The organism is Streptomyces sp. NPDC020192, from assembly GCF_044388685.1.
GTDB lineage: Bacteria > Actinomycetota > Actinomycetes > Streptomycetales > Streptomycetaceae > Streptomyces.
Map to the genome: position 1 here is coordinate 45,348 of NZ_JBIRXG010000004.1, position 18,503 is coordinate 63,850.

General features: G+C 70.2%; 16 protein-coding genes. 12 read left to right on the forward strand and 4 right to left on the reverse strand.

Annotated elements, in window-relative coordinates; all coding sequences use genetic code 11:
• Positions 1–49: 49 nt before the first annotated feature.
• Positions 50–1,240 (forward strand): acyl-CoA dehydrogenase family protein, encoded by a 1,191-nt coding sequence (locus ACH47Z_RS09755; RefSeq protein ID WP_399072432.1) that lies wholly within the window; start codon positions 50–52, stop codon positions 1,238–1,240.
• Positions 1,241–1,276: 36 nt separating this feature from the next.
• Here ACH47Z_RS09755 and ACH47Z_RS09760 read toward each other — a convergent pair whose 3' ends face one another.
• Both ACH47Z_RS09760 and ACH47Z_RS09765 read right to left on the reverse strand, forming a co-directional pair.
• On the reverse strand, positions 1,277–1,714 hold the full coding sequence (locus ACH47Z_RS09760; protein ID WP_399072435.1) for a cell division protein SepF: 438 nt from the start codon (positions 1,712–1,714) through the stop codon (positions 1,277–1,279).
• 259 nt (positions 1,715–1,973) lie between these two features.
• Positions 1,974–2,912, reverse strand: coding sequence for an ABC transporter substrate-binding protein (locus ACH47Z_RS09765; RefSeq protein WP_399072437.1), 939 nt, complete (start codon positions 2,910–2,912; stop codon positions 1,974–1,976).
• 425 nt (positions 2,913–3,337) lie between these two features.
• On the opposite strand from ACH47Z_RS09765, the gene ACH47Z_RS09770 reads away from it, so the two are divergent.
• The 9 genes from ACH47Z_RS09770 to ACH47Z_RS09810 all read left to right on the forward strand — a co-directional run bounded on the left by ACH47Z_RS09770 (position 3,338) and on the right by ACH47Z_RS09810 (position 15,422).
• Positions 3,338–4,195 (forward strand): amino acid ABC transporter permease, encoded by an 858-nt coding sequence (locus tag ACH47Z_RS09770; protein ID WP_399072439.1) that lies wholly within the window; start codon positions 3,338–3,340, stop codon positions 4,193–4,195.
• Positions 4,192–5,952: an FAD/NAD(P)-binding protein gene (locus ACH47Z_RS09775; protein WP_399072441.1), complete on the forward strand. Its 1,761-nt coding sequence runs from the start codon at positions 4,192–4,194 to the stop codon at positions 5,950–5,952. Before ACH47Z_RS09770 ends, ACH47Z_RS09775 begins: the two co-directional genes overlap by 4 nt.
• Positions 5,949–6,710 carry an amino acid ABC transporter ATP-binding protein gene (locus ACH47Z_RS09780; protein ID WP_399072443.1) on the forward strand — a complete coding sequence of 254 codons (762 nt, stop codon included), beginning with the start codon at positions 5,949–5,951 and terminating at the stop codon, positions 6,708–6,710. Before ACH47Z_RS09775 ends, ACH47Z_RS09780 begins: the two co-directional genes overlap by 4 nt.
• 2 nt (positions 6,711–6,712) lie before the next feature.
• Complete coding sequence (locus tag ACH47Z_RS09785) at positions 6,713–7,549, forward strand: LLM class flavin-dependent oxidoreductase (protein WP_399072445.1); 837 nt, start codon at positions 6,713–6,715, stop codon at positions 7,547–7,549.
• A 40-nt stretch (positions 7,550–7,589) separates the two neighbouring features.
• Entirely contained in the window at positions 7,590–8,369 is a 780-nt protein-coding gene (locus tag ACH47Z_RS09790) for a DUF1684 domain-containing protein (RefSeq protein ID WP_399072447.1), read from the forward strand.
• Positions 8,370–8,574: 205 nt separating this feature from the next.
• Positions 8,575–9,474 (forward strand): S1 family peptidase, encoded by a 900-nt coding sequence (locus ACH47Z_RS09795; protein ID WP_399072449.1) that lies wholly within the window; start codon positions 8,575–8,577, stop codon positions 9,472–9,474.
• Between the two features lie 201 nt (positions 9,475–9,675).
• Complete coding sequence (locus tag ACH47Z_RS09800) at positions 9,676–10,758, forward strand: S1 family peptidase (RefSeq protein WP_399072451.1); 1,083 nt, start codon at positions 9,676–9,678, stop codon at positions 10,756–10,758.
• A gap of 216 nt (positions 10,759–10,974) precedes the next feature.
• A complete protein-coding gene (locus tag ACH47Z_RS09805) occupies positions 10,975–14,412 on the forward strand; it encodes a DNA polymerase III subunit alpha (RefSeq protein ID WP_399072454.1) in 3,438 nt (1,145 codons plus the stop codon).
• Positions 14,409–15,422: a DNA polymerase thumb domain-containing protein gene (locus ACH47Z_RS09810; RefSeq protein ID WP_399072457.1), complete on the forward strand. Its 1,014-nt coding sequence runs from the start codon at positions 14,409–14,411 to the stop codon at positions 15,420–15,422. The genes ACH47Z_RS09805 and ACH47Z_RS09810 overlap by 4 nt, the downstream gene beginning before the upstream one ends.
• On the opposite strand, the gene ACH47Z_RS09815 is transcribed toward ACH47Z_RS09810, so the two are convergent.
• Positions 15,400–15,774, reverse strand: a complete 375-nt coding sequence (locus ACH47Z_RS09815) for a cupin domain-containing protein (RefSeq protein WP_399072459.1) — start codon at positions 15,772–15,774, stop codon at positions 15,400–15,402. The two genes, ACH47Z_RS09810 and ACH47Z_RS09815, sit on opposite strands and share 23 nt — an antisense overlap.
• An 87-nt stretch (positions 15,775–15,861) precedes the next feature.
• On the opposite strand from ACH47Z_RS09815, the gene ACH47Z_RS09820 reads away from it, so the two are divergent.
• Positions 15,862–16,308, forward strand: coding sequence for a MarR family winged helix-turn-helix transcriptional regulator (locus ACH47Z_RS09820; RefSeq protein WP_399072461.1), 447 nt, complete (start codon positions 15,862–15,864; stop codon positions 16,306–16,308).
• A 168-nt stretch (positions 16,309–16,476) separates the two neighbouring features.
• On the forward strand, positions 16,477–17,340 hold the full coding sequence (locus ACH47Z_RS09825) for an esterase/lipase family protein (RefSeq protein WP_399072463.1): 864 nt from the start codon (positions 16,477–16,479) through the stop codon (positions 17,338–17,340).
• Positions 17,341–17,391: 51 nt separating this feature from the next.
• Here the strand turns inward: ACH47Z_RS09825 and ACH47Z_RS09830 are convergent, their stop codons facing one another.
• On the reverse strand, positions 17,392–18,339 hold the full coding sequence (locus ACH47Z_RS09830) for a lytic polysaccharide monooxygenase (RefSeq protein WP_399072465.1): 948 nt from the start codon (positions 18,337–18,339) through the stop codon (positions 17,392–17,394).
• Between the last annotated feature and the right edge of the window lie 164 nt (positions 18,340–18,503).

An 18,503-nucleotide genomic window follows, 5' to 3' on the forward strand; every position in this document is an offset into this window, starting at 1 on the left:
ACTAGCGCTGCTAGTTTTCGCCGCGTTGCCGTGTGCCGGAGGGTGTCCCATGTCCGCGTCCTCGAAGTTGCCCGCCTTCGATCCCGCCGACCCGCTCGGGATCGACGACCTGCTGGAACCGGAGGACTTGGCCGTGCGGGACACCGTGCGGGCCTGGGCCGCCGACCGCGTGCTGCCGCACATCGCCGAGTGGTACGAGACGGGGGAACTGCCCGGGATCAGGGAACTCGCCCGCGAACTCGGCTCCATCGGCGCCCTCGGCATGTCCCTGACCGGGTACGGCTGCGCGGGCGCGACGGCCGTGCAGTACGGCCTGGCCTGCCTGGAGCTGGAGGCCGCCGACTCCGGGATCCGCTCCCTGGTCTCCGTGCAGGGCTCGCTCGCCATGTACGCGATCCACCGCTTCGGCAGCGAGGAGCAGAAGCTTCAGTGGCTGCCCCGCATGGCGTCCGGCGAGGTGATCGGCTGCTTCGGGCTGACCGAGCCCGACCACGGCTCCGACCCCGCCTCGATGCGCACCCGCGCCAAGCGCGACGGTGACGACTGGGTGCTGAACGGCCGCAAGATGTGGATCACCAACGGCTCTGTCGCCGGGGTGGCCGTCGTCTGGGCGCAGACCGAGGACGGCATTCGCGGCTTCGTCGTCCCGACCGACAGCCCGGGCTTCTCGGCACCGGAGATCAGGCACAAGTGGTCGCTGCGCGCCTCGGTGACCAGCGAACTGGTCCTGGACGACGTACGACTGCCCGCAAACGCCGTACTCCCGGAGGTCACCGGTCTGCGCGGACCGCTCAGCTGTCTGTCGCACGCCCGCTACGGCATCGTCTGGGGCGCGATGGGCGCGGCCCGCAGCAGCTTCGAGGCGGCCCTCGACTACGCGAAGTCGCGGGAGCAGTTCGGGCGGCCCATCGGTGGCTTCCAGCTCACCCAGGCCAAACTCGCCGACATGGCGGTCGAACTGCACAAGGGGATCCTGCTCGCCCACCATCTCGGGCGGCGGATGGATGCCGGCCGCCTGCGCCCCGAGCAGGTCAGCTTCGGCAAGCTCAACAACGTCCGCGAGGCCATCGAGATCTGCCGTACGGCGCGGACGATCCTCGGTGCCAACGGGATCTCCCTCGAATACCCCGTGATGCGGCACGCGACCAACCTCGAGTCGGTGCTCACCTACGAGGGCACCGTCGAGATGCACCAGCTCGTGCTGGGCAAGGCGCTCACCGGGCTCGACGCCTTCCGGTGAGCACCCGAGGAGGCGGGGCCGGTCTGCGGCCCCGCCTCAGCTCTGGTTGAAGAAGCCGTCCTCGCGGCGTCCGGCCGGCTCACCGCTGACGATCTCGGTGTTGGCCGGCGTCAGCAGGAAGACCCGGGTCGCCACCCGTTCGATCGTGCCCCGCAGACCGAAGGTCAGCCCCGCCGCGAAGTCCACCACGCGCTTGGCGTCGGCGGGCTCCATCGCCGTGAGGTTCATGATGACCGGGACGCCGTCCCGGAACATCTCGCCGATGACGCGGGCGTCCCGGAAGCTGTCCGGGGTGACCGTGCCGATCCGGCGGCCCTTCTCCTCGGCCGTGTCCGTGGCCACCTGCACCCGGGGGTCCGTGACCCAGGCGTCTGCGGACTCCGGGCCCTCGGAGTACTCGTCGTCGTAGTAACGCTCGTCATCGTTGTCGTCGACGAGGCCGAGCCACGCACTCGCCTTGCGTACCGATCCCATGGACGCCTCCTCTCACAGCGGTCCTTATTGCTTTCCGCACCTCTATGGTCATCCATGATGCGGACGGCGCGCCAAGTGGATAGACGCCGCGCGGGAGGTTTGTGACGGTACTGGTGCACAGGCGATCCGTCGAGAGCCCTTGTGTCCCAAGGGTCCTGACTCATATGGCTGCTGACCGAGAGTGAAATATGATCGTCGACGGCGGACGGGTGATCGGCACTGCGTACGGGTGAACTCCTTCTGACGGAGGGTCAGGCCGCTAGTACTTCAGTTCCGGTGGGCTGATCCGGGACTGCTTGATCGCCGAGCCCGCCGTACCCCACTTCTTCAGGATCCTGTCGTACGTGCCGTCGGCGATCAGCTTGTTGACCGCCGCCTGGAAGGCCGGGGCCAGCCTGGTGCCCTTCTTGAAGGCGAAGCCCACGTCCAGGCGGTGGTACTCGTTGAGGAACTTCAGGCCCGGCTGGTGGGCCACGGCGTAGCGCAGGCCGTTGATCGTGGACATCACGACGTCGCTGCGGCCCTGCTGCACCGAGGACCAGATCGCGCTCGACTCGCTGTACGTCTGCACCTGGTACGCCTTCTTGCCCGCGTCGGTGCACACGTGCTTGTTCTTCTCCAGCGTGGCCTCGAAGGTCGTGCCGGCGCCGGTCGCGACGTTCAGGCCGCACAGCTGCCTCAGATCGGTGATGTCGGTCAGCTTGCTGTCCTTGCGGGCGGCGAAGCCCTGGCCGTCGTTGACGTAGGTGACGAAGTCGATGATCTTGCGGCGCTCGTCCGTGACACCGAAGTTGCTTGCGCCGAAGTCGTACTTGCCGCTGTCCAGAGCGGGCAGGATCGCCTCGAAACTCGCCTGCTCCACCTTCAGCTTGATGCCGAGCACCTTGGCGACCGCCTTGGTGAAGTCGACGTCCTGGCCGGTCAGCGTCTTGCCGTCGGACAGGTAGGTGGTCCCGGGCGGGGTGCCGCCGACGCTGATCGCGACGGTGAGGTCCGTCGTGCCGGGAGGCAGCAGCTTCGCCGCCGCCGCGTCCTTCTTCTCGGCCGAGACGACGTCCGTGGTGGGTACGGCGTCGGACCTGGCCGCCACTCCGGAGGCGTCCGTACCGCCGGAGCCACCGGAGCCGGAGCCGCAGGCGGTGAGGAAGAGGGTGGCCGACGTAATCGTGACAAAAGGCAGCAAAAGGCGTGAACGCATCGGGAAGCGGTCTCCTGTGAGCAGCAGGGTTCAGTGAGGCGCGAGGGGAGGGGTGCGCGTGTGAAGGCGTGAAGAGAGGGGTGGAGCAAGGCGGGAGAACGCGGATACGCCTGCTTCCGGGGCAGGCGCGCGCAGGGGGTCAGCTCAACAGGAACAGGACCACACGCGACCGAAGTCGATGTGGGAGCGGGTGACCAGCCACTGCTGTGGATGCATGGGCCAAGTGGAACAGGCATCCGGTTCCGCGTCAACTGACTTGAGACGTACTGCTCACAGTCCGGACAGCCTTGACAGTTCACCGAAACGCCCGCGTACTCTCGGTGGACGGCCCTGCTGAGGGGCTCGGCCGTACTGCGCGCCGCACGGCGCGCCCGTGTGAAGGCACCACCCGTTCTGACGACTTCATCGCGTCACGGAGCCTTCACATGTCATCCGACACCCTTGCCAAAGTCCCCGCAGCACCGGAGATACCCGAGCCCGCGGACACCCCCCGGATCGTCCCGCGACGCCGGTACGGACAGTGGGTCGCCGCCGTCGCCGTCCTCGTCCTGCTCGGCCTCGCGGTGAACTCCGTCGTGCGCAACCAGGCGTTCCAGTGGGACGTCGTCGGCGACTACTTCACCTCGGACTCCATCCTGCGCGGACTGTGGCTCACGCTGTGGCTGACCGCCGTGGTCATGGTCCTCGGCTTCACCCTCGGCGCGTTGCTCGCCGCCTTCCGGCTCTCCGCCAACCCCGTGCTGCGGGCGGTGAGCTGGGGGTACGTCTGGCTGTTCCGGTCGATCCCGATCCTGGTGCAGCTGCTGCTGTGGTTCAACATCGGCGCCCTGTACCCGCAGGTGTTCGGCGTGAAGACCGTCAACCTGCTCACCCCGGTCGCCGTCGCGATCGTCGGACTCACCCTGCACGAGGCCGCCTTCGCCGCCGAGGTCGTCCGGGCCGGCATCCTCTCCGTGGAGCGCGGGCAGATCGAGGCCGCCCAGGCGCTCGGCCTGAGCCGGTGGCGGCGCTGGTGGCGGATCGTGCTGCCGCAGGCGATGCGCTCCATCGTGCCGCCCGCCGGCAACATGCTGATCGGCACCCTCAAGGGCACCTCGATCGTCAGCGTCATCGCCGTCAACGACCTGCTGTTCTCGGCCCAGTTGATCTATCACCAGACCTATCAGGTGATCCCGCTGCTGATGGTCGCCACGCTCTGGTACGCCGTCGTCACCTCGCTGCTCGGCATCGGCCAGTACTACGTCGAGAAGTACTACGCGCGTGGCACGGAGAGCGCCCGATGAGGCCGCAGCTGGTGATCGTGGGAGCCGGGCCGCGGGGGACCGGACTGCTCGAACGCATCGCGGCCAACGCTCCTGAGCTGTACGGCGGTTCGGGCCTCGACATCCACTTCGTCGACCCCCATCCGCCGGGCGGCGGCCGGATCTGGCGCCAGGCGCAGTCGCCGCTGCTGTGGATGAACTCGCACGCCGAGGACGTCACCATGTTCACCGACGACACCGTGACCATGGACGGCCCGGTGCGCGAGGGGCCCACGCTGCACGAGTGGGCCCGGCTGGACGGCGGCACGTTCGCCGACCGGCAGCTTCAGGGGCGGTATCTGCGGTGGGTGTACGAGCGTGCCCTCGCCGGGCTGCCCGAGGGCGTCGTCGTCCACCACCACGCCCGGCGCGCGCTGCGGGTCAGCGGGCCCGGGGAGGGGCGCCAGCAGGTCTGGCTGGAAGGGCGGCAGCGTCCTCTCCTCGCCGACCTGGTGGTCCTCGCCCTCGGCCACCTGGACGCCGAACTCGACGTCGACCAGGCCGAGTTGGCCGCCTACGCCCGCGAGCACGACTTGGTGCACCTGCCGCCCGACTTCACCGCCGACACCGACCTGTCCCCGCTGCGGCCCGGCGAACCCGTGCTCGTGCGCGGCTTCGGGCTGGCCTTCGTCGACCTGATGGTGCTGCTCACCGAGGGGCGCGGCGGACGGTACGAGGGGGACACCTACGTTCCCTCCGGGCGGGAGCCGGTGCTGTACGTCGGCTCGCGGCGCGGAGTGCCGTACCACTCGAAGATCGGCTACGACTGGACCGGTGACCGGCCCCCGCTGCCCCGCTTCTTCGGTCCCGCCGAGGTGGAGGCGCTGCTGGCGAAGCCGGAGGGCTTCGACTTCCGGCGCGATGTGTGGCCGCTGGTGGAGAAGGAGCTGGGCTTCGCCCACTACCACCGGCTGTTCACCGCCCACCCCGGGCGTACGGCGATGGCCTGGGCCGACTTCGAGGAGAAGTACGCGGCCGCCGCCGGCTCCGACGAGACCCGGGCGCTGGTCGCCGCCGCCGTACCGGACCCGGCCGACCGGCTCGACCTCACCACGCTCGACCATCCGCTGGAGGGGGTGCGGTACGCGTCGCACGAGGCCTTCCAGGAGGGGCTGCGCGCGTATGTCGAAGGTGACCTGAGCCGCCGTCATGATCCTTCGTACAGTGCCGACCTGGGGGTGTTCCTCGGGCTGCTGTCCGTCTACGGACAGATCGTGCGGCTCGGGAACGTCGGGTCCTGGTGGCACGGGTTCTTCAGCTACCTGGCGTCCGGGCCGCCCGGGCCCCGGCTACGGCAGATGCTCGCACTGTCCCGGGCCGGGCTGCTGAAGTTCGTCGGCGCCGATATGACCGTGAGCGCCGAGGACGGGGTGTTCCGGGCCACCAGTCCCACCGTGCCGGGCTACTCCGTCGAGGCCCGGGCGCTGGTCGAGGCCCGGCTGCCCGAGCCCACCGTCGGGCGGGCCCGCGACAGCCTGCTGCGCGAACTGCACGCCGACGGCGCCACCGAGACCCCCGAGGGGCTGCTCCGGGTCGACCCCGGCGACGGCCGTGTCCTCGACCGGGCCGGGCGCCCGCACCCCCGGCGCTTCGCCCTCGGCCCGTACACCGACGCCCGTACCCCCGGCGCCTTCACCCGGCCGCGCACCGGCGGGCCCGCGTTCCGGCAGAACGACGCCACCGCCCGGGCGGTGCTGGGCTTCCTGGGCGCCTCACTCGAAAAGGAACTCACACGATGACCGCCATGGTCGACATCCGGGCCGTGCACAAGAGCTTCGGCCCGCTCGACGTCCTCAAGGGGATCGATCTGACCGTGCGCACCGGCGAGGTCACCGTCGTGCTGGGCCCATCGGGGTCCGGCAAGTCGACGCTGCTGCGCACCATCAACCACCTCGAGAAGGTCGACCGCGGTGAGATCAGCGTCGACGGTGCGCTGATGGGGTACCGGCGTGCCGGGGACAAGCTGTACGAGCTGCCCGAGCGGGAGGTGCTCCGGCAGCGCACCCGGATCGGGTTCGTCTTCCAGAACTTCAACCTCTTTCCGCATCTCACGGTGCTGGAGAACGTCGTCGAGGCGCCGGTGTCCGCGCTGAGACGGCCCCGGAAGGAGGTGGTGGAGCAGGCGCGCCGGCTGCTGGAGCGGGTGGGGCTCGGGGACAAGGCCGACGCCTATCCACGGCAGCTGTCCGGCGGGCAGCAGCAGCGGGTGGCCATCGCGCGGGCGCTCGCGCTGGAGCCGAAGCTGCTGCTGTTCGACGAGCCGACCTCGGCGCTCGATCCCGAGCTGGTCGGTGAAGTCCTCGATGTCCTGAGGGACTTGGCCGCCCGGGGCACGACGATGATCGTCGTCACGCACGAGATCGCGTTCGCCCGGGAGGTCGCCGACACGGTGGTGTTCATGGCCGACGGCAGGATCGTCGAGCAGGGGGCGCCGGGTGAGGTGCTGGACCGGCCGCGGCACGAGCGGACGCGGGCCTTTCTGGCGAAGGTGCTGTGAGGGTGAGCAAACGGTATCGGCGGGGGCTGCCGCATCTGGCCGCCGGCATCGATCAGGCGGGGGCCTTCGACGTCGACGCCTGTATCGAGCTGGCGCTGCTCGCCGAGCGGGGCGGGCTGGACTTCGTGACGCTGGACGACTCGTTCGACCGGGTCGGACCCAGCGCACTGGATGTGCTGTGCAAGGTGGCGCCCGCCACGCGGCGGATCGGCCTGGTTCCGACCGTCGCCAGGGCCCACGACCGGTACCTGCCGGCGCAGTCCGGTGTGGCGACGCTGGACTCGGTCAGCGGCGGGCGGGCCGGGTGGCGGATCGACGGTTCCGGGGAGGTGGCGGACACCGGGGAGTCGCCGCAGGGGCGGCCCGTTCGTGTCGTCGATGCCACCGAGGGGCGTGGGCGTGTCTTCGCTGCCCGGTACGCGGACGTGGCCCTGGTCCGTGTCGCCGGCCCGGATGAGGCCGCCGCCGTGCGCGACGAACTGCGGGAGCGGGCGGTCGAGTCGGGGCGTCCTCCGGACGCGTTACGCGTCCTGGTGAGTCTGCTGATCGACCTCGGCGACGGGGAGTACGCGGCCGAACCGGGATACGGCGGGGGAGGGCCGAGGCCCACCGGGCGGGGTCCGCTGTACCGGGGCGGTCCGGTCGATCTCGCGGAGCTGGTCGCCGGGTGGTACGCCGACGGGGTCACCGACGGCTTCCATCTCGTTCCCGTCGAGCCTCGTCGGGATCTGGAGCGGGTCGTCAACGGCACGGTGGCGTTGCTTCAGCATCGCGGGCTGTTCCGTACGTTCTATCCGGGCAGCACCCTGCGTGATCATCTGGGGTTGGCCCGTCTTTGAGTGCTTTGTTCGAGAGGTACCTGGTGAAAGGGACAGTGGTATGACTGACGCCTTCGATGCGTGGAAGCAGTGGCACGAGCGGCGGGTGGAGACGGTCTCGGCGCCCTACGGGCCGCTCGCGCTGACCGCCACGCACTGGGCCGAGGACTATCCGGACGGGCGACTTCCGGACATTCCCGGGGTCTGGGTGGCGGAAGCCGACGGGGTTGTGCTCACAGCGGCCGACGGCGACGGGCTGACCGTGGACGGGCTGCCCTTCGTGGGCGAGGTCCGGCTCGCCGCCGACCTCGGGGCGGAGGCCGAGTCGCGGGTCGCGGTCGGTGAGAAGCGGCTGGTCGTGCTGGTTCGGGAGGGGGTCTGGGGGGTGCGGGTCTTCGACCCGGAATCCGATGGGCGGCGCGCCTTCAGGGGCATCGAGGCCACCCCGTACGATCCGCGCTGGGCCGTGCCGGGCACGTTCACGCCGTACGGCGACACGCGCATCGTGCGGGTCGGCAACGCGGACGGGCGTGAGCGGGGGCTCGGTCTCGCCGGCGAACTCGCCTTCACCCTGGACGGGCAGGAGCTGACGCTTCAGGTCGCGCAGCAGGGCGATGGGGTGTTGTGGGCGGTTTTCGCCGACGCCACCAGTGGCGTGAGCAGTTTCCGGTTCCGTTTTCTGTACCCGGCCGCGCCGGACGCCGAGGGTCGTACGGTCGTCGACCTCAACCGCGCCCAACTCCCGCCGTGCGCCTTCGCCGACCACTTCATCTGCCCCTTCCCGCCGCCCGGCAACACGCTGGGGGCGGCCGTCGAGGCGGGGGAGCGGGCAGTGGTCTGACGTAGCGTCAGGGAAGTTTGGGTAAAAGGGGGTTAAAGTTGCTCGGCCGAAAGGCGCCCTTGTGGCGACCGGTCGTTCGGCCGAATACTCCCCCTCAGCGCTTGTCAGGGGCATGTGTGTTCGGACTCCCGGGCCTGTCCCTGGCTGCGCCTCACGGGCCCCGACCCCACGCGGGCCCCCGACTTCCCCTGGGAGGGAACGAAACGTGAGGATCAAGCGCACCACTCCCCGCAGCGGCACCGCGAGACGGACCCGGCTGATCGCCGTGGCCACCGGCTTCCTGGCCGCGGCGGCGTTCGCCGCCCCCACGGCGAGCGCCAGCGACGCCCACACGTTCAGCGCGACCCAGCTCACCAAGGCGAGCGACTCCGTCCGCCAGGCCGACGTACCCGGTACGGCCTGGGCGGTCGACAGCAGGACCGGGCGTGTCGTGGTCACCGCCGACAGCACCGTGTCCCAGGCCGCGATCGCCAAGATCAAGCGGCAGGCCGGTGCCGAGGCGGGCGCGCTCACCATCAAGCACACCCCAGGCAAGTTCAACAAGCTGATCACCGGTGGTGACGCCATCTACGGTGGCTCCTACCGCTGCTCGCTCGGATTCAACGTGCACAGCGGCAGCACGTACTACTTCCTCACGGCCGGGCACTGCGGCCAGGTGGCCTCGACCTGGTACAGCAACTCCAGCCACACCACGGTGCTCGGCACCAATGTCGGCTACAGCTTCCCGGGCAACGACTTCGCGCTGGTCCGGTACACCAACTCCTCGATCTCACACCCGAGTTCGGTGGGCAGCCAGTCGATCACGAGCGCGGCCACGCCGTCCGTGGGCACGACCGTCTACCGGCGGGGCTCGACCACGGGTACGCACAGCGGGCGCGTCACCGCTCTGAACGCCACCGTCAACTACGGCAGTGGTGACATCGTGTCCGGGCTCATTCAGACCACCGTCTGTGCCGAGGGCGGCGACAGTGGCGGGCCGCTGTACGCCGGGACCGTGGCGTACGGGCTGACCTCCGGGGGCAGTGGTAACTGCACCTCCGGGGGGACGACCTTCTTCCAGCCCGTGACCGAGGCGTTGAGCTACTACGGGGTCACGCTGCCGTAGTGGTTCCGGGTTCCGTCGGAGCCCCCGCATCGCTTGGTGCGGGGGCTTTCGCGTGGGTGTGCAGTTTTTTGTGTGCGCGTCCTGAAGTCAACCTTGTGTGCTCCCTGTGTCGTTCGGAAGAGTGGGCGCTCGTCAACCAGCCTTCCGGCCTGTCAGGTCCCCCACGATCTGGCCGGCCATCCCCCCACAGGAGGACGTGAGTTGAAGCACCGACGCATACCCGGGCGGCGGGCCGCCGTGGCCGGCGCGGGAATCGCCGCGCTGGTCGTCGCGGGTGTCACCTTGCAGAACGCGAACGCCAGTGAGCCGGTGAGGTCGGCTCCGCAGGCGCGGGTCCTGTCCGCTCCGGCGGCCGGAAATCTCGCCTCCACGCTGCTGAGTCGCCTCGGTTCCGATGCCGCCGGGAGCTACTACGACGCGCAGGCTCGGCATCTCGTCGTCAACGTGCTCGATCAGGGTGCCGTGAAGGCCGTCGAGGCGGCCGGCGCCCGGGCGAGACTCGTCGGCAACTCGCTTGCCGCGCTCGAGGGCGCGCGGACGACGTTGAAGAAGGACGCGACCATACCGGGGACGTCATGGGCGACCGACCCGGTGAGCAACAAGGTCGTCGTCATCGCCGACAAGACCGTGTCCGGCGCGGAGTGGGCCAAGCTGAGCAAGGTGGTCGACGGGCTGGGTCGCAAGGCGGAGCTGAAGCGGTCGAAGGGGGAGTTCAAGCCCTTCATCGCCGGCGGTGACGCGATCAGCGGCTCGGGTGGGCGTTGCTCGCTCGGATTCAACGTGGTCAAGGACGGGCAGCCGTACTTCCTGACCGCCGGGCACTGCACCGCGGCCATCTCGACCTGGTCCGACGCCGGCGGGCAGGAGATCGGGCAGAACGCCGAGTCGCACTTCCCGGGGACCGACTTCGGGCTCGTGAAGTACACCGCGGACGTGGATCATCCGAGCGAGGTCGATCTGTACGACGGGTCCACCCAGAAGATCACCGGGGCGGCCGAGGCGACTGTGGGGATGAAGGTCACCCGCAGCGGGTCCACCACCCAGGTGCACGACGGGACCGTCACCGGGCTGAACGCCACCGTGAACTATCAGGAGGGGACCGTCAGCGGGCTCATCCAGACCGATGTGTGCGCCGAGCCCGGGGACAGCGGTGGGTCGCTGTTCTCCGGGAGCAGTGCCATCGGGCTGACCTCGGGGGGCAGTGGTGACTGCACCTCCGGTGGGGAGACGTTCTTCCAGCCGGTCACCGCGGCTCTGGCCGCCACGGGGGCTCAGATCGGCTGAATTCTTTCCTGGGTTCTGTGGAGTCCCGTCCCCAGGTGCGTGGGGGCGGGGTCCTCATGCCTGCGGCGGCCAGGCTGCGGCCGGGCCCCTGCGGTCCAGGTGAGCGGGTGTTTGTGCAGGTGGGAGACGGTCGCATGGTTGTCGTACGCATGTTCGAGAATGGAGGTATGGTGGGGGTGGAAGTAGGGAACTGATGTTCGAGTGCAGGAGGTGCGTGTGCCGGGCTTCGCGCATCTGCACACCGTCTCCGGGTTCTCCCTGAGGTATGGGGCATCCCATCCGGAGCGGCTGGCCGAGCGTGCCTCGGAGCGGGGTATGGACGCCCTCGCCCTCACCGACCGCGACACCCTCGCCGGTACCGTCCGCTTCGCCAAGGCCAGTGCCAAGGCGGGCATCCGTCCGCTCTTCGGGGTGAGCCTCGCGGTGGTTCCGGCGGAAGCGGTACGGCATGAGAAGCGCCGTACCCCGGTCCGTGGCGGTGCCTTCGTCGATGAGTCGATGCCCCGGGTCACCTATCTCGCCCGCGACGGCGCCCGGGGCTGGGCCGATCTGTGCCGGCTCGTCACGGCCGCGCACCGGAGTGCGGACACCCCCCGGCTGACCTGGCCCGACAATCACGGCGACGGGCTGACCGTGCTGCTCGGACCCGGGTCCGATGTGGGGCGTGCCCTGGCGGCCGGGCGGCCCGACCGTGCCGCGAGGCTCCTGGCTTCCTGGCGTGAGGTTTATGGGGACGCGCTGCGGCTGGAGGCCGTGTGGCACGGTCGTACGGGTACGGGTACGGGTACAGGTCCCGGGTCGCTGCGGCTGGCCGCCCGTACCGTCGGCTTCGCCGCCGAGCAGGGGGTGCGGCCTGTGCTCAGCAACGCCGTCCGGTATGCCGACCCCGGGATGGGGCCGGTCGCCGATGTGCTGGACGCCGCTCGGCGGCTGGTTCCGATCGACCCGAGGAAGGAGCTGGACTCAGGAGAGGCCTGGCTCAAGGGGGCGGGTGACATGCTGCGTGTCGCCGAGCGGGTCGTGGAGGCCGCGGGCTACCGGCGCGACATCGCCCACCGGCTGCTGGAGCAGACCCGGGCGACGGCCGCCGAGTGCCTGGTCGACCCCGAGGACGACCTCGGCATCGGTACGGTCCATTTCCCCGAGGCTCATCTGGTGGGTGCCGGGCGGCGGACCGCCCAGCGGGCTCTTGCCTCGCGGGCGGTGGCGGGGATGGTGCGGTTCGGGTACGGCGGCCGGCGTGCGTACTGGGAGCGGATGCATGACGAGCTGGACATCATCGCCCATCATGGATTCGCCTCCTACTTCATGACGGTCGCTCAAGTCGTCGATGACGTGAGGGAGATGGGCATCCGGGTCGCCGCCCGTGGGTCCGGCGCGGGGTCGTTGGTGAATCATCTTCTGGGCATCGCGAACGCCGACCCGGTCGAGCACGGGCTGCTGATGGAGCGCTTCCTGTCGAAGGAGCGCGTGGTGCTGCCCGATATCGACATCGACGTGGAGTCCGCTCGGCGGCTCGAGGTGTATCGGGCGATCATCGGGCGGTTCGGGGAGGAGCGGGTCGCGACCGTCTCCATGCCGGAGACCTACCGGGTCCGGCACGCCGTCCGGGACGTGGGTGCGGCCCTGTCCATGGACCCGGCCGACATCGACCGCATCGCCAAGTCCTTCCCGCACATCCGCGCCCGGGACGCCCGCGCTGCGCTTGAGGAACTGCCCGAACTGCGGAAACTGGCGGGGGAGAAGGAGAAGTACGGGCGACTCTGGGAACTGGTCGAGGGGCTTGACGCCCTCCCGCGCGGAGTCGCCATGCACCCCTGCGGAGTGCTCCTCTCCGATGCCTCGCTGCTCTCCCGTACGCCGGTCGTGCCGACCAGCGGTGAGGGGTTCCCCATGTCCCAGTTCGACAAGGAGGACGTGGAGGACCTCGGGCTGCTCAAACTCGATGTGCTGGGCGTGCGGATGCAGTCGGCGATGGCGCACGCGGTCGCCGAGGTGGCGCGGGCGACCGGGGAGCGGATCGACCTGGACGCGGTGCCGGCGGGGGACGAGGAGACGTATCGGTTGATCAGGTCCGCCGAGACCCTGGGGTGCTTCCAGATCGAGTCTCCGGGGCAGCGGGATCTGGTGGGGCGACTGCAGCCGAGTACGTTTCATGATCTGGTCGTTGACATCTCGCTGTTCCGGCCCGGGCCCGTCGCCGCCGACATGGTGCGCCCGTTCATCGAGGCGCGGCACGGGCGGGCGCCCGTGAGATATCCGCACCCCGATCTGGAGCGTCCGCTGAAGGGGACGTACGGCGTTGTCGTCTTCCACGAGCAGATCATCGACATCGTCGCCATCATGACCGGCTGCGGGCGCGGTGAGGCCGACCGGGTGCGGCGGGGGCTGTCCGATCCGGAGTCGCAGGGGCGGATCAAGGTGTGGTTCGCGCAGTCCGCGGCGGCTCACGGGTATAGCGCGGAAACGATTCAGCGGACATGGGAGATCGTCGAGGCCTTCGGGTCGTACGGGTTCTGCAAGGCGCACGCCGTCGCCTTCGCCGTGCCGACGTATCAGTCGGCCTGGCTGAAGGTTCACCATCCGGCCGCTTTCTACGCCGGGCTGCTCACACATGATCCGGGGATGTATCCGAAGCGGCTGCTGCTGGCCGACGCGCGGCGGCGTGGGGTGCCGATCCTGCCGTTGGACGTGAATGTGTCCGGGGTCGCTCACCGGATCGAACTGGTGTCCGAGTCGGGGGTGTGGGGGTTGCGGCTCGCCCTGTCCGATGTGCATGGCATCAGTGAGGCCGAGGCGAAGCGGATCGAGGGCGGGCAGCCGTACTCCTCCCTGGTGGACTTCTGGGAGCGGGGGCGGCCCAGCCGGCCATTGGCTCAAAGACTCGCTCAGGTAGGGGCGTTGGACGCCTTCGGGGCCAACCGGCGTGATCTGCAACTGCACTTGACCGAGCTGCACCGGGGGGCCCGGGGTGCGGGTGGCGGTCAACTCCCGCTGGCGGGTGGAAGGAAGACCGCCTCGGCCGGGCTGTCCGACCTCACCTCGGCCGAGCGGCTCAGTGCCGAGCTGGGGGTGCTGTCCATGGACGCCTCGCGGAATCTCATGGACGACCACCGGGAGTTCCTCGAGGAGCTGGGCGTGGTCTCCGCGCGCCGGCTGCGCGAGGCCCGGCACGGGGAGACCGTGCTGGTCGCGGGCGCCAAGGCGGCCACCCAGACCCCGCCGATCCGGTCCGGCAAGCGGGTCATCTTCTCCACGCTGGACGACGGCACGGGGCTCGTCGACCTGGCGTTCTTCGATGACTCGCACGACGCCTGTGCGCATACGGTCTTTCATTCGTGGCTGCTGCTGGTGCGGGGCGTGGTGCAGCGGCGCGGGCCGCGCAGCCTGAGCGTGGTGGGGTCGGCCGCCTGGAACCTCGCCGAGCTGGTCGAGCTGCGTGCCGAGGGCGGGCTGGACGTGGTGGCCGCGCGGCTCGCCGAGCCGGTGGCCGGGGGCGACGGTGGCGATGCGACGGGTGGGCGGCGGATCCATATGCCCACCGGGTACGCGATGCATCCGTGGGCCGATCTGCGGCCCGCGGGACAGGAGGCCTCACAAGGGCCTTCGGCGATACGGAAGTTGTGGCACCAGAGTCCGGGGAGTGCGGGATGACCATTCTCTGCGTACGTTTCCAGCTGCCGCCGATGTACGAGGCGGCCCTGCCGGGACTGCTCGGGTTGCTGGAGGACTTCACCCCGGTCGTGGAGGCGCTGCCGCCGGACGGGGCACTGGCCGATCTGCACGGTGCCGAGCGGTACTTCGGGCGCAGCGCGGTGGAGCTGGCCTCGGTGATCCGGGTGCGGGCCCTCGCGCGGTACGGCGTCGACTGTGTGATCGGCGCCGGCCCGGGGCCGATGCTGGCCCGCATGGCGCTGCGTGACACCCGGCCCGGAGTGACGTGTGCCGTGCCCGAAGACCCGGACGGCATCGCGGAGTTCCTCGCCGGGCGGCCGGTGTCCGCGCTGCCCGGCATCGGCACGGCGACCGCCCGCACTCTCTGCGAGTACGGCCTCGACACCCTGGGGCTGGTCGCGGCCGCGCCGCTGTCCACGCTCCAGCGGCTGATCGGCGCGAAGGCGGGCCGCGAGCTGCGGGAGAGGGCGAGCGGCATCGATCGCGGACGGGTGGTACCGAACGCCGTCTCGCGGTCGCTGGTCACCGAACGGCCCTTCGACCTCGATGAGTTGGATCCCGACCGGCATCGCAGGGCGCTGCTGTCGGCCGCAGGGGAGCTGGGCGCCCGGCTGCGCGCGGTGGAGAAGGTCTGCCGAACGCTGACGCTCACCGTGCGCTACGCCGACCGCTCCTCAACCACCCGCAGTCGCACTCTGAAGGAACCGACCGCGCACTCGGCGGCCCTGACGAAGGCGGCCTACGGCATGTACGAGGCGCTCGGCCTCCAGCGCGCCCGGGTCCGCGCCCTCGCCCTGCGCGCCGAGGGCCTGACCCCCGCCGACCAGGCCTCCTACCAGCTCACCTTCGACCCCGTGGACGAGAAAGTCCGCCGTATCGAGGAGGTCGCGGACCGCGCGCGGGCCAGGTTCGGGCCCCGGGCGGTGATGCCGGGGGCACTGGGGCGTGGCGGCGGCTCCACGTCGGTCAGTTGGCCCAGGGCGGCGTGATACGGGTGCCGTCGGCCAGCTCCGCCTCCAGGCCGACGGAGGTGGTGACCCAGGAGAGCGCGGTGTGATCGGTCGGGTTCTCCACGGCGAGGGTGGCGCCGGGGTTGACGATCACCGTGTCGCCCGCGCCGATGCGGTCGGTGCGGCCGTCGAGGGTGATCAGCAGTTCGCCCACGAGCAGAAGGAAGATCTCCTCCCGGTTGACGGTGTGGGCGGGCGCCTTGGTACCTGCCGGGATCTCCCCGCGCCAGGCGCACAGTTCCTTGCTGCCGGTGAGCGGGGTGGCGTACGAGACGAAGCGGGCGCCGTGGATCTCATGGGTCGTGGCCTCGGATGAGCGGACGATGGGCATGGCGGTGATCTCCGTTCAAGTGGTCAAGTGGCTTGCCTATATGGTCAAGCTGCTTGACCAGTGTGTCAAGGGTGTTTCAATGCCCTCGTGCAGAACTCCGAAGCCATGGCCCTGTCCGCTGCCCTGCTCGCCGCCGCCGGTGACCTCACGCAACGCATTCACGACGGCGTTCTGGCCCGCGGGTTCACCGATCTGCGGCCCGCCCACGGCTTCGCCTTCGCGCGGCTTGCCCCGGACGGCGCCACGGTCGGTGACCTCGCCGCGCATCTCGGGGTGACCAAGCAGGCCGCGAGCCAGCTCGTGGACGAGATCGTGCGCAAGGGGTACGCCGAGCGCAGGCCGCATCCGAAGGACGCGCGGGCCCGGTTGATCGTGCTCACCGAGCGAGGGTGGGCCTGCACCCGGGCGGCGGAGGGGGCGGCGGCCGAGGTCGTGGGACGTTGGGCCGATCTGCTGGGTGAGGATGAAGTGCGCGTGTTGGGGGAGCGGTTGGCGCGCATCGCTCCGTACGGTCCCGTCAGGCCCGCCTGGTGACGGCCTGTCAGCTTCCGGTGCCGCTCTACTAGCACTGGAAGTTTTTACTGGCGCGTAACTTCACACTTCCACTACTCGCCCGTAACTTGACGAGTGAACAGCATCCTCGTGATCCGGATCACAGGGTAAGGCCGTCGCACCTCCCTTGAGCCGCAAGGAGATCACCCGATGCTGCCCTGGAAGCGAGTTCTCAGACCCCTCGCCGCGCTGCTGCTCACCGCCGCCGTCGCCGCCGTACCCGCCGCCACCGCGAACGCCGCCGACAGCGCGCCGAGCACCGGCTGGAACGACTTCTCCTGCAAGCCCTCCGCCGACCACCCCCGCCCGGTCGTCCTGGTGCACGGCACCCTGGGCAACTCGGTCGACAACTGGCTCTCGCTCGCCCCCTATCTGGAGGCCCGCGGATACTGCGTCTTCTCCCTCGACTACGGACAGCTCCCCGGCGTCCCCCTCTTCTACGGCCTCGGCCCCATCGACACGTCGGCCGGGCAGCTGTCCGCCTACGTCGACAAGGTGCTCGCCGCGACCGGCGCCGCCAAGGCCGACCTCGTCGGGCACTCCCAGGGCGGCATGATGCCCCGCTACTACCTGAGGTTCCTCGGCGGCGCCGCCAAGGTGAACGCCCTCGTCGGCCTCGCCCCCGACAACCACGGCGCCACCCTCAGCGGCCTCACCAACCTGCTGCCGTACTTCCCCGGCGCCGAGGACCTGATCAAGGCCACCACCCCCGGCCTCGCCGGCCAGATCCCCGGCTCCGACTTCCTCACCAAGCTCAACACGGGCGGCGACACCGTCCCCGGAGTGCACTACACGGTCATCGCCACCAAGTACGACGAGGTGGCCACGCCCTGGCAGAGCCAGTACCTGAGCGGCTCGGACGTCCACAACGTCCTGCTCCAGGACCTGTGCCCGCTCGACCTCAGCGAGCACGTCGCCATCGGCCTGTTCGACCGCATCGCCTTCCACGAGGTGGCCAACGCGCTGGATCCGACCCACGCGAGCGCCACCACCTGCGCGTCGGCCTTCAGCTGACGTGCCTCCGGGGCCTGCCCGACCTGAGCCGCCGGACAGGCCCCGGAATCCTCACCGGCGGCCGGTCGCGCGCCGCCGTACCGACAGGAACAGCGCGGCCGAGCCCAGCGCCAGCGCGGCCGCACCGCCGAGTGCCAGGTAGGTGGTGCCGGTCGAGGCTCCGGTCTCCGCCAGGTCCTGCGAAGTGCCCGCCGCCTTGGGCGCGTCGGGGGCCGGTGTGCTCGCGGTGTCGCCGCCGTGGCCGTGGTGCCGCATGGTCGACTTGTCGGCACCGGCCGCGATCTGCCGGTCGGTGGGAGCGGAGGCGGTCGGGGCGGGGACGGGGTGCTCGCTCCCCGCGCCGCTCCCCGTGGTGGTGCCGCCGAAGTCGACGTCCGAGCAGGAGTAGAACGCCTCCGGGCTGTCCGAGCGCTGCCAGACCGCGTACAGCAGCTGCCTGCCCGTGCGCTGGCGGAGGGTGCCGGAGAAGGTGTAGAAACCGCCCGAGGCGACCGGGTCGGTGACCGTCGCCACCGGGTGCGCCAGATCCAGCTCGGACCAGGCCAGCGGCTTCGCGGGATCGTAGCCGGGCTTGGTGAGATAGACGGTGAAGGTGCCCTTGTGCGGGGCCGTCACCCGGTACGTGAAGGTGTACGACCCGCCGCGCACGCTCGTCGCCGGCCAGTCGGCGCGGGCCAGGTCGAGGCCCTTGAACTCCTCGTTGTTCGCGCTGCACAGCTTGCCGTCCGGGATCAGCTGCCGGTGCCGGCCGGCCGCGTCACCGATCCGGATGCCGTTCCAGTCGTACAGCGCCTGGGTGCCGCCGGCCGCCACGGCCGCCTTGCACGCGGCCGACTTCGGGCTCTCCGGCCCCTCCGCGTAGCACTGCGAGACACGGCTGACCGGGTCGCCCATCGAACCGTGCGCGGACGCCGGAGCCGCGGCCAGCGCGGTCAGAGCGAGCGGCGGCAGGCCGAGCACGGCGACGGCGGCGGCCGTACGGCAGGCGCGAGCGGGCATGCGGAACTCCTCGGAAGACGGCTTCGGAAGACTGCCTCGGTGGGCTGGATCCCGTGGGGCGATCCGAAGCTAGCCCCAAGAAACCGTGAAATCGCCTGCTGGGGGCCGGTGATGGAGATCCTTATGGTGGCGTTAAGGAAGTGCTCAGACTGCGCTGAGGTAGA

What these genes read in the sequence shown, in the direction of transcription:
- ACH47Z_RS09825 (WP_399072463.1), top strand. Translation starts at nt 16,477, where the DNA reads ATGCTGCCCTGGAAGCGAGTTCTCAGACCCCTCGCCGCGCTGCTGCTC.
- ACH47Z_RS09760 (WP_399072435.1), bottom strand. Translation starts at nt 1,714, where the DNA reads ATGGGATCGGTACGCAAGGCGAGTGCGTGGCTCGGCCTCGTCGACGAC.
- ACH47Z_RS09810 (WP_399072457.1), top strand. Translation starts at nt 14,409, where the DNA reads ATGACCATTCTCTGCGTACGTTTCCAGCTGCCGCCGATGTACGAGGCG.
- ACH47Z_RS09790 (WP_399072447.1), top strand. Translation starts at nt 7,590, where the DNA reads ATGACTGACGCCTTCGATGCGTGGAAGCAGTGGCACGAGCGGCGGGTG.
- ACH47Z_RS09780 (WP_399072443.1), top strand. Translation starts at nt 5,949, where the DNA reads ATGACCGCCATGGTCGACATCCGGGCCGTGCACAAGAGCTTCGGCCCG.
- ACH47Z_RS09775 (WP_399072441.1), top strand. Translation starts at nt 4,192, where the DNA reads ATGAGGCCGCAGCTGGTGATCGTGGGAGCCGGGCCGCGGGGGACCGGA.
- ACH47Z_RS09815 (WP_399072459.1), bottom strand. Translation starts at nt 15,774, where the DNA reads ATGCCCATCGTCCGCTCATCCGAGGCCACGACCCATGAGATCCACGGC.
- ACH47Z_RS09770 (WP_399072439.1), top strand. Translation starts at nt 3,338, where the DNA reads ATGTCATCCGACACCCTTGCCAAAGTCCCCGCAGCACCGGAGATACCC.
- ACH47Z_RS09755 (WP_399072432.1), top strand. Translation starts at nt 50, where the DNA reads ATGTCCGCGTCCTCGAAGTTGCCCGCCTTCGATCCCGCCGACCCGCTC.
- ACH47Z_RS09765 (WP_399072437.1), bottom strand. Translation starts at nt 2,912, where the DNA reads ATGCGTTCACGCCTTTTGCTGCCTTTTGTCACGATTACGTCGGCCACC.
- ACH47Z_RS09830 (WP_399072465.1), bottom strand. Translation starts at nt 18,339, where the DNA reads ATGCCCGCTCGCGCCTGCCGTACGGCCGCCGCCGTCGCCGTGCTCGGC.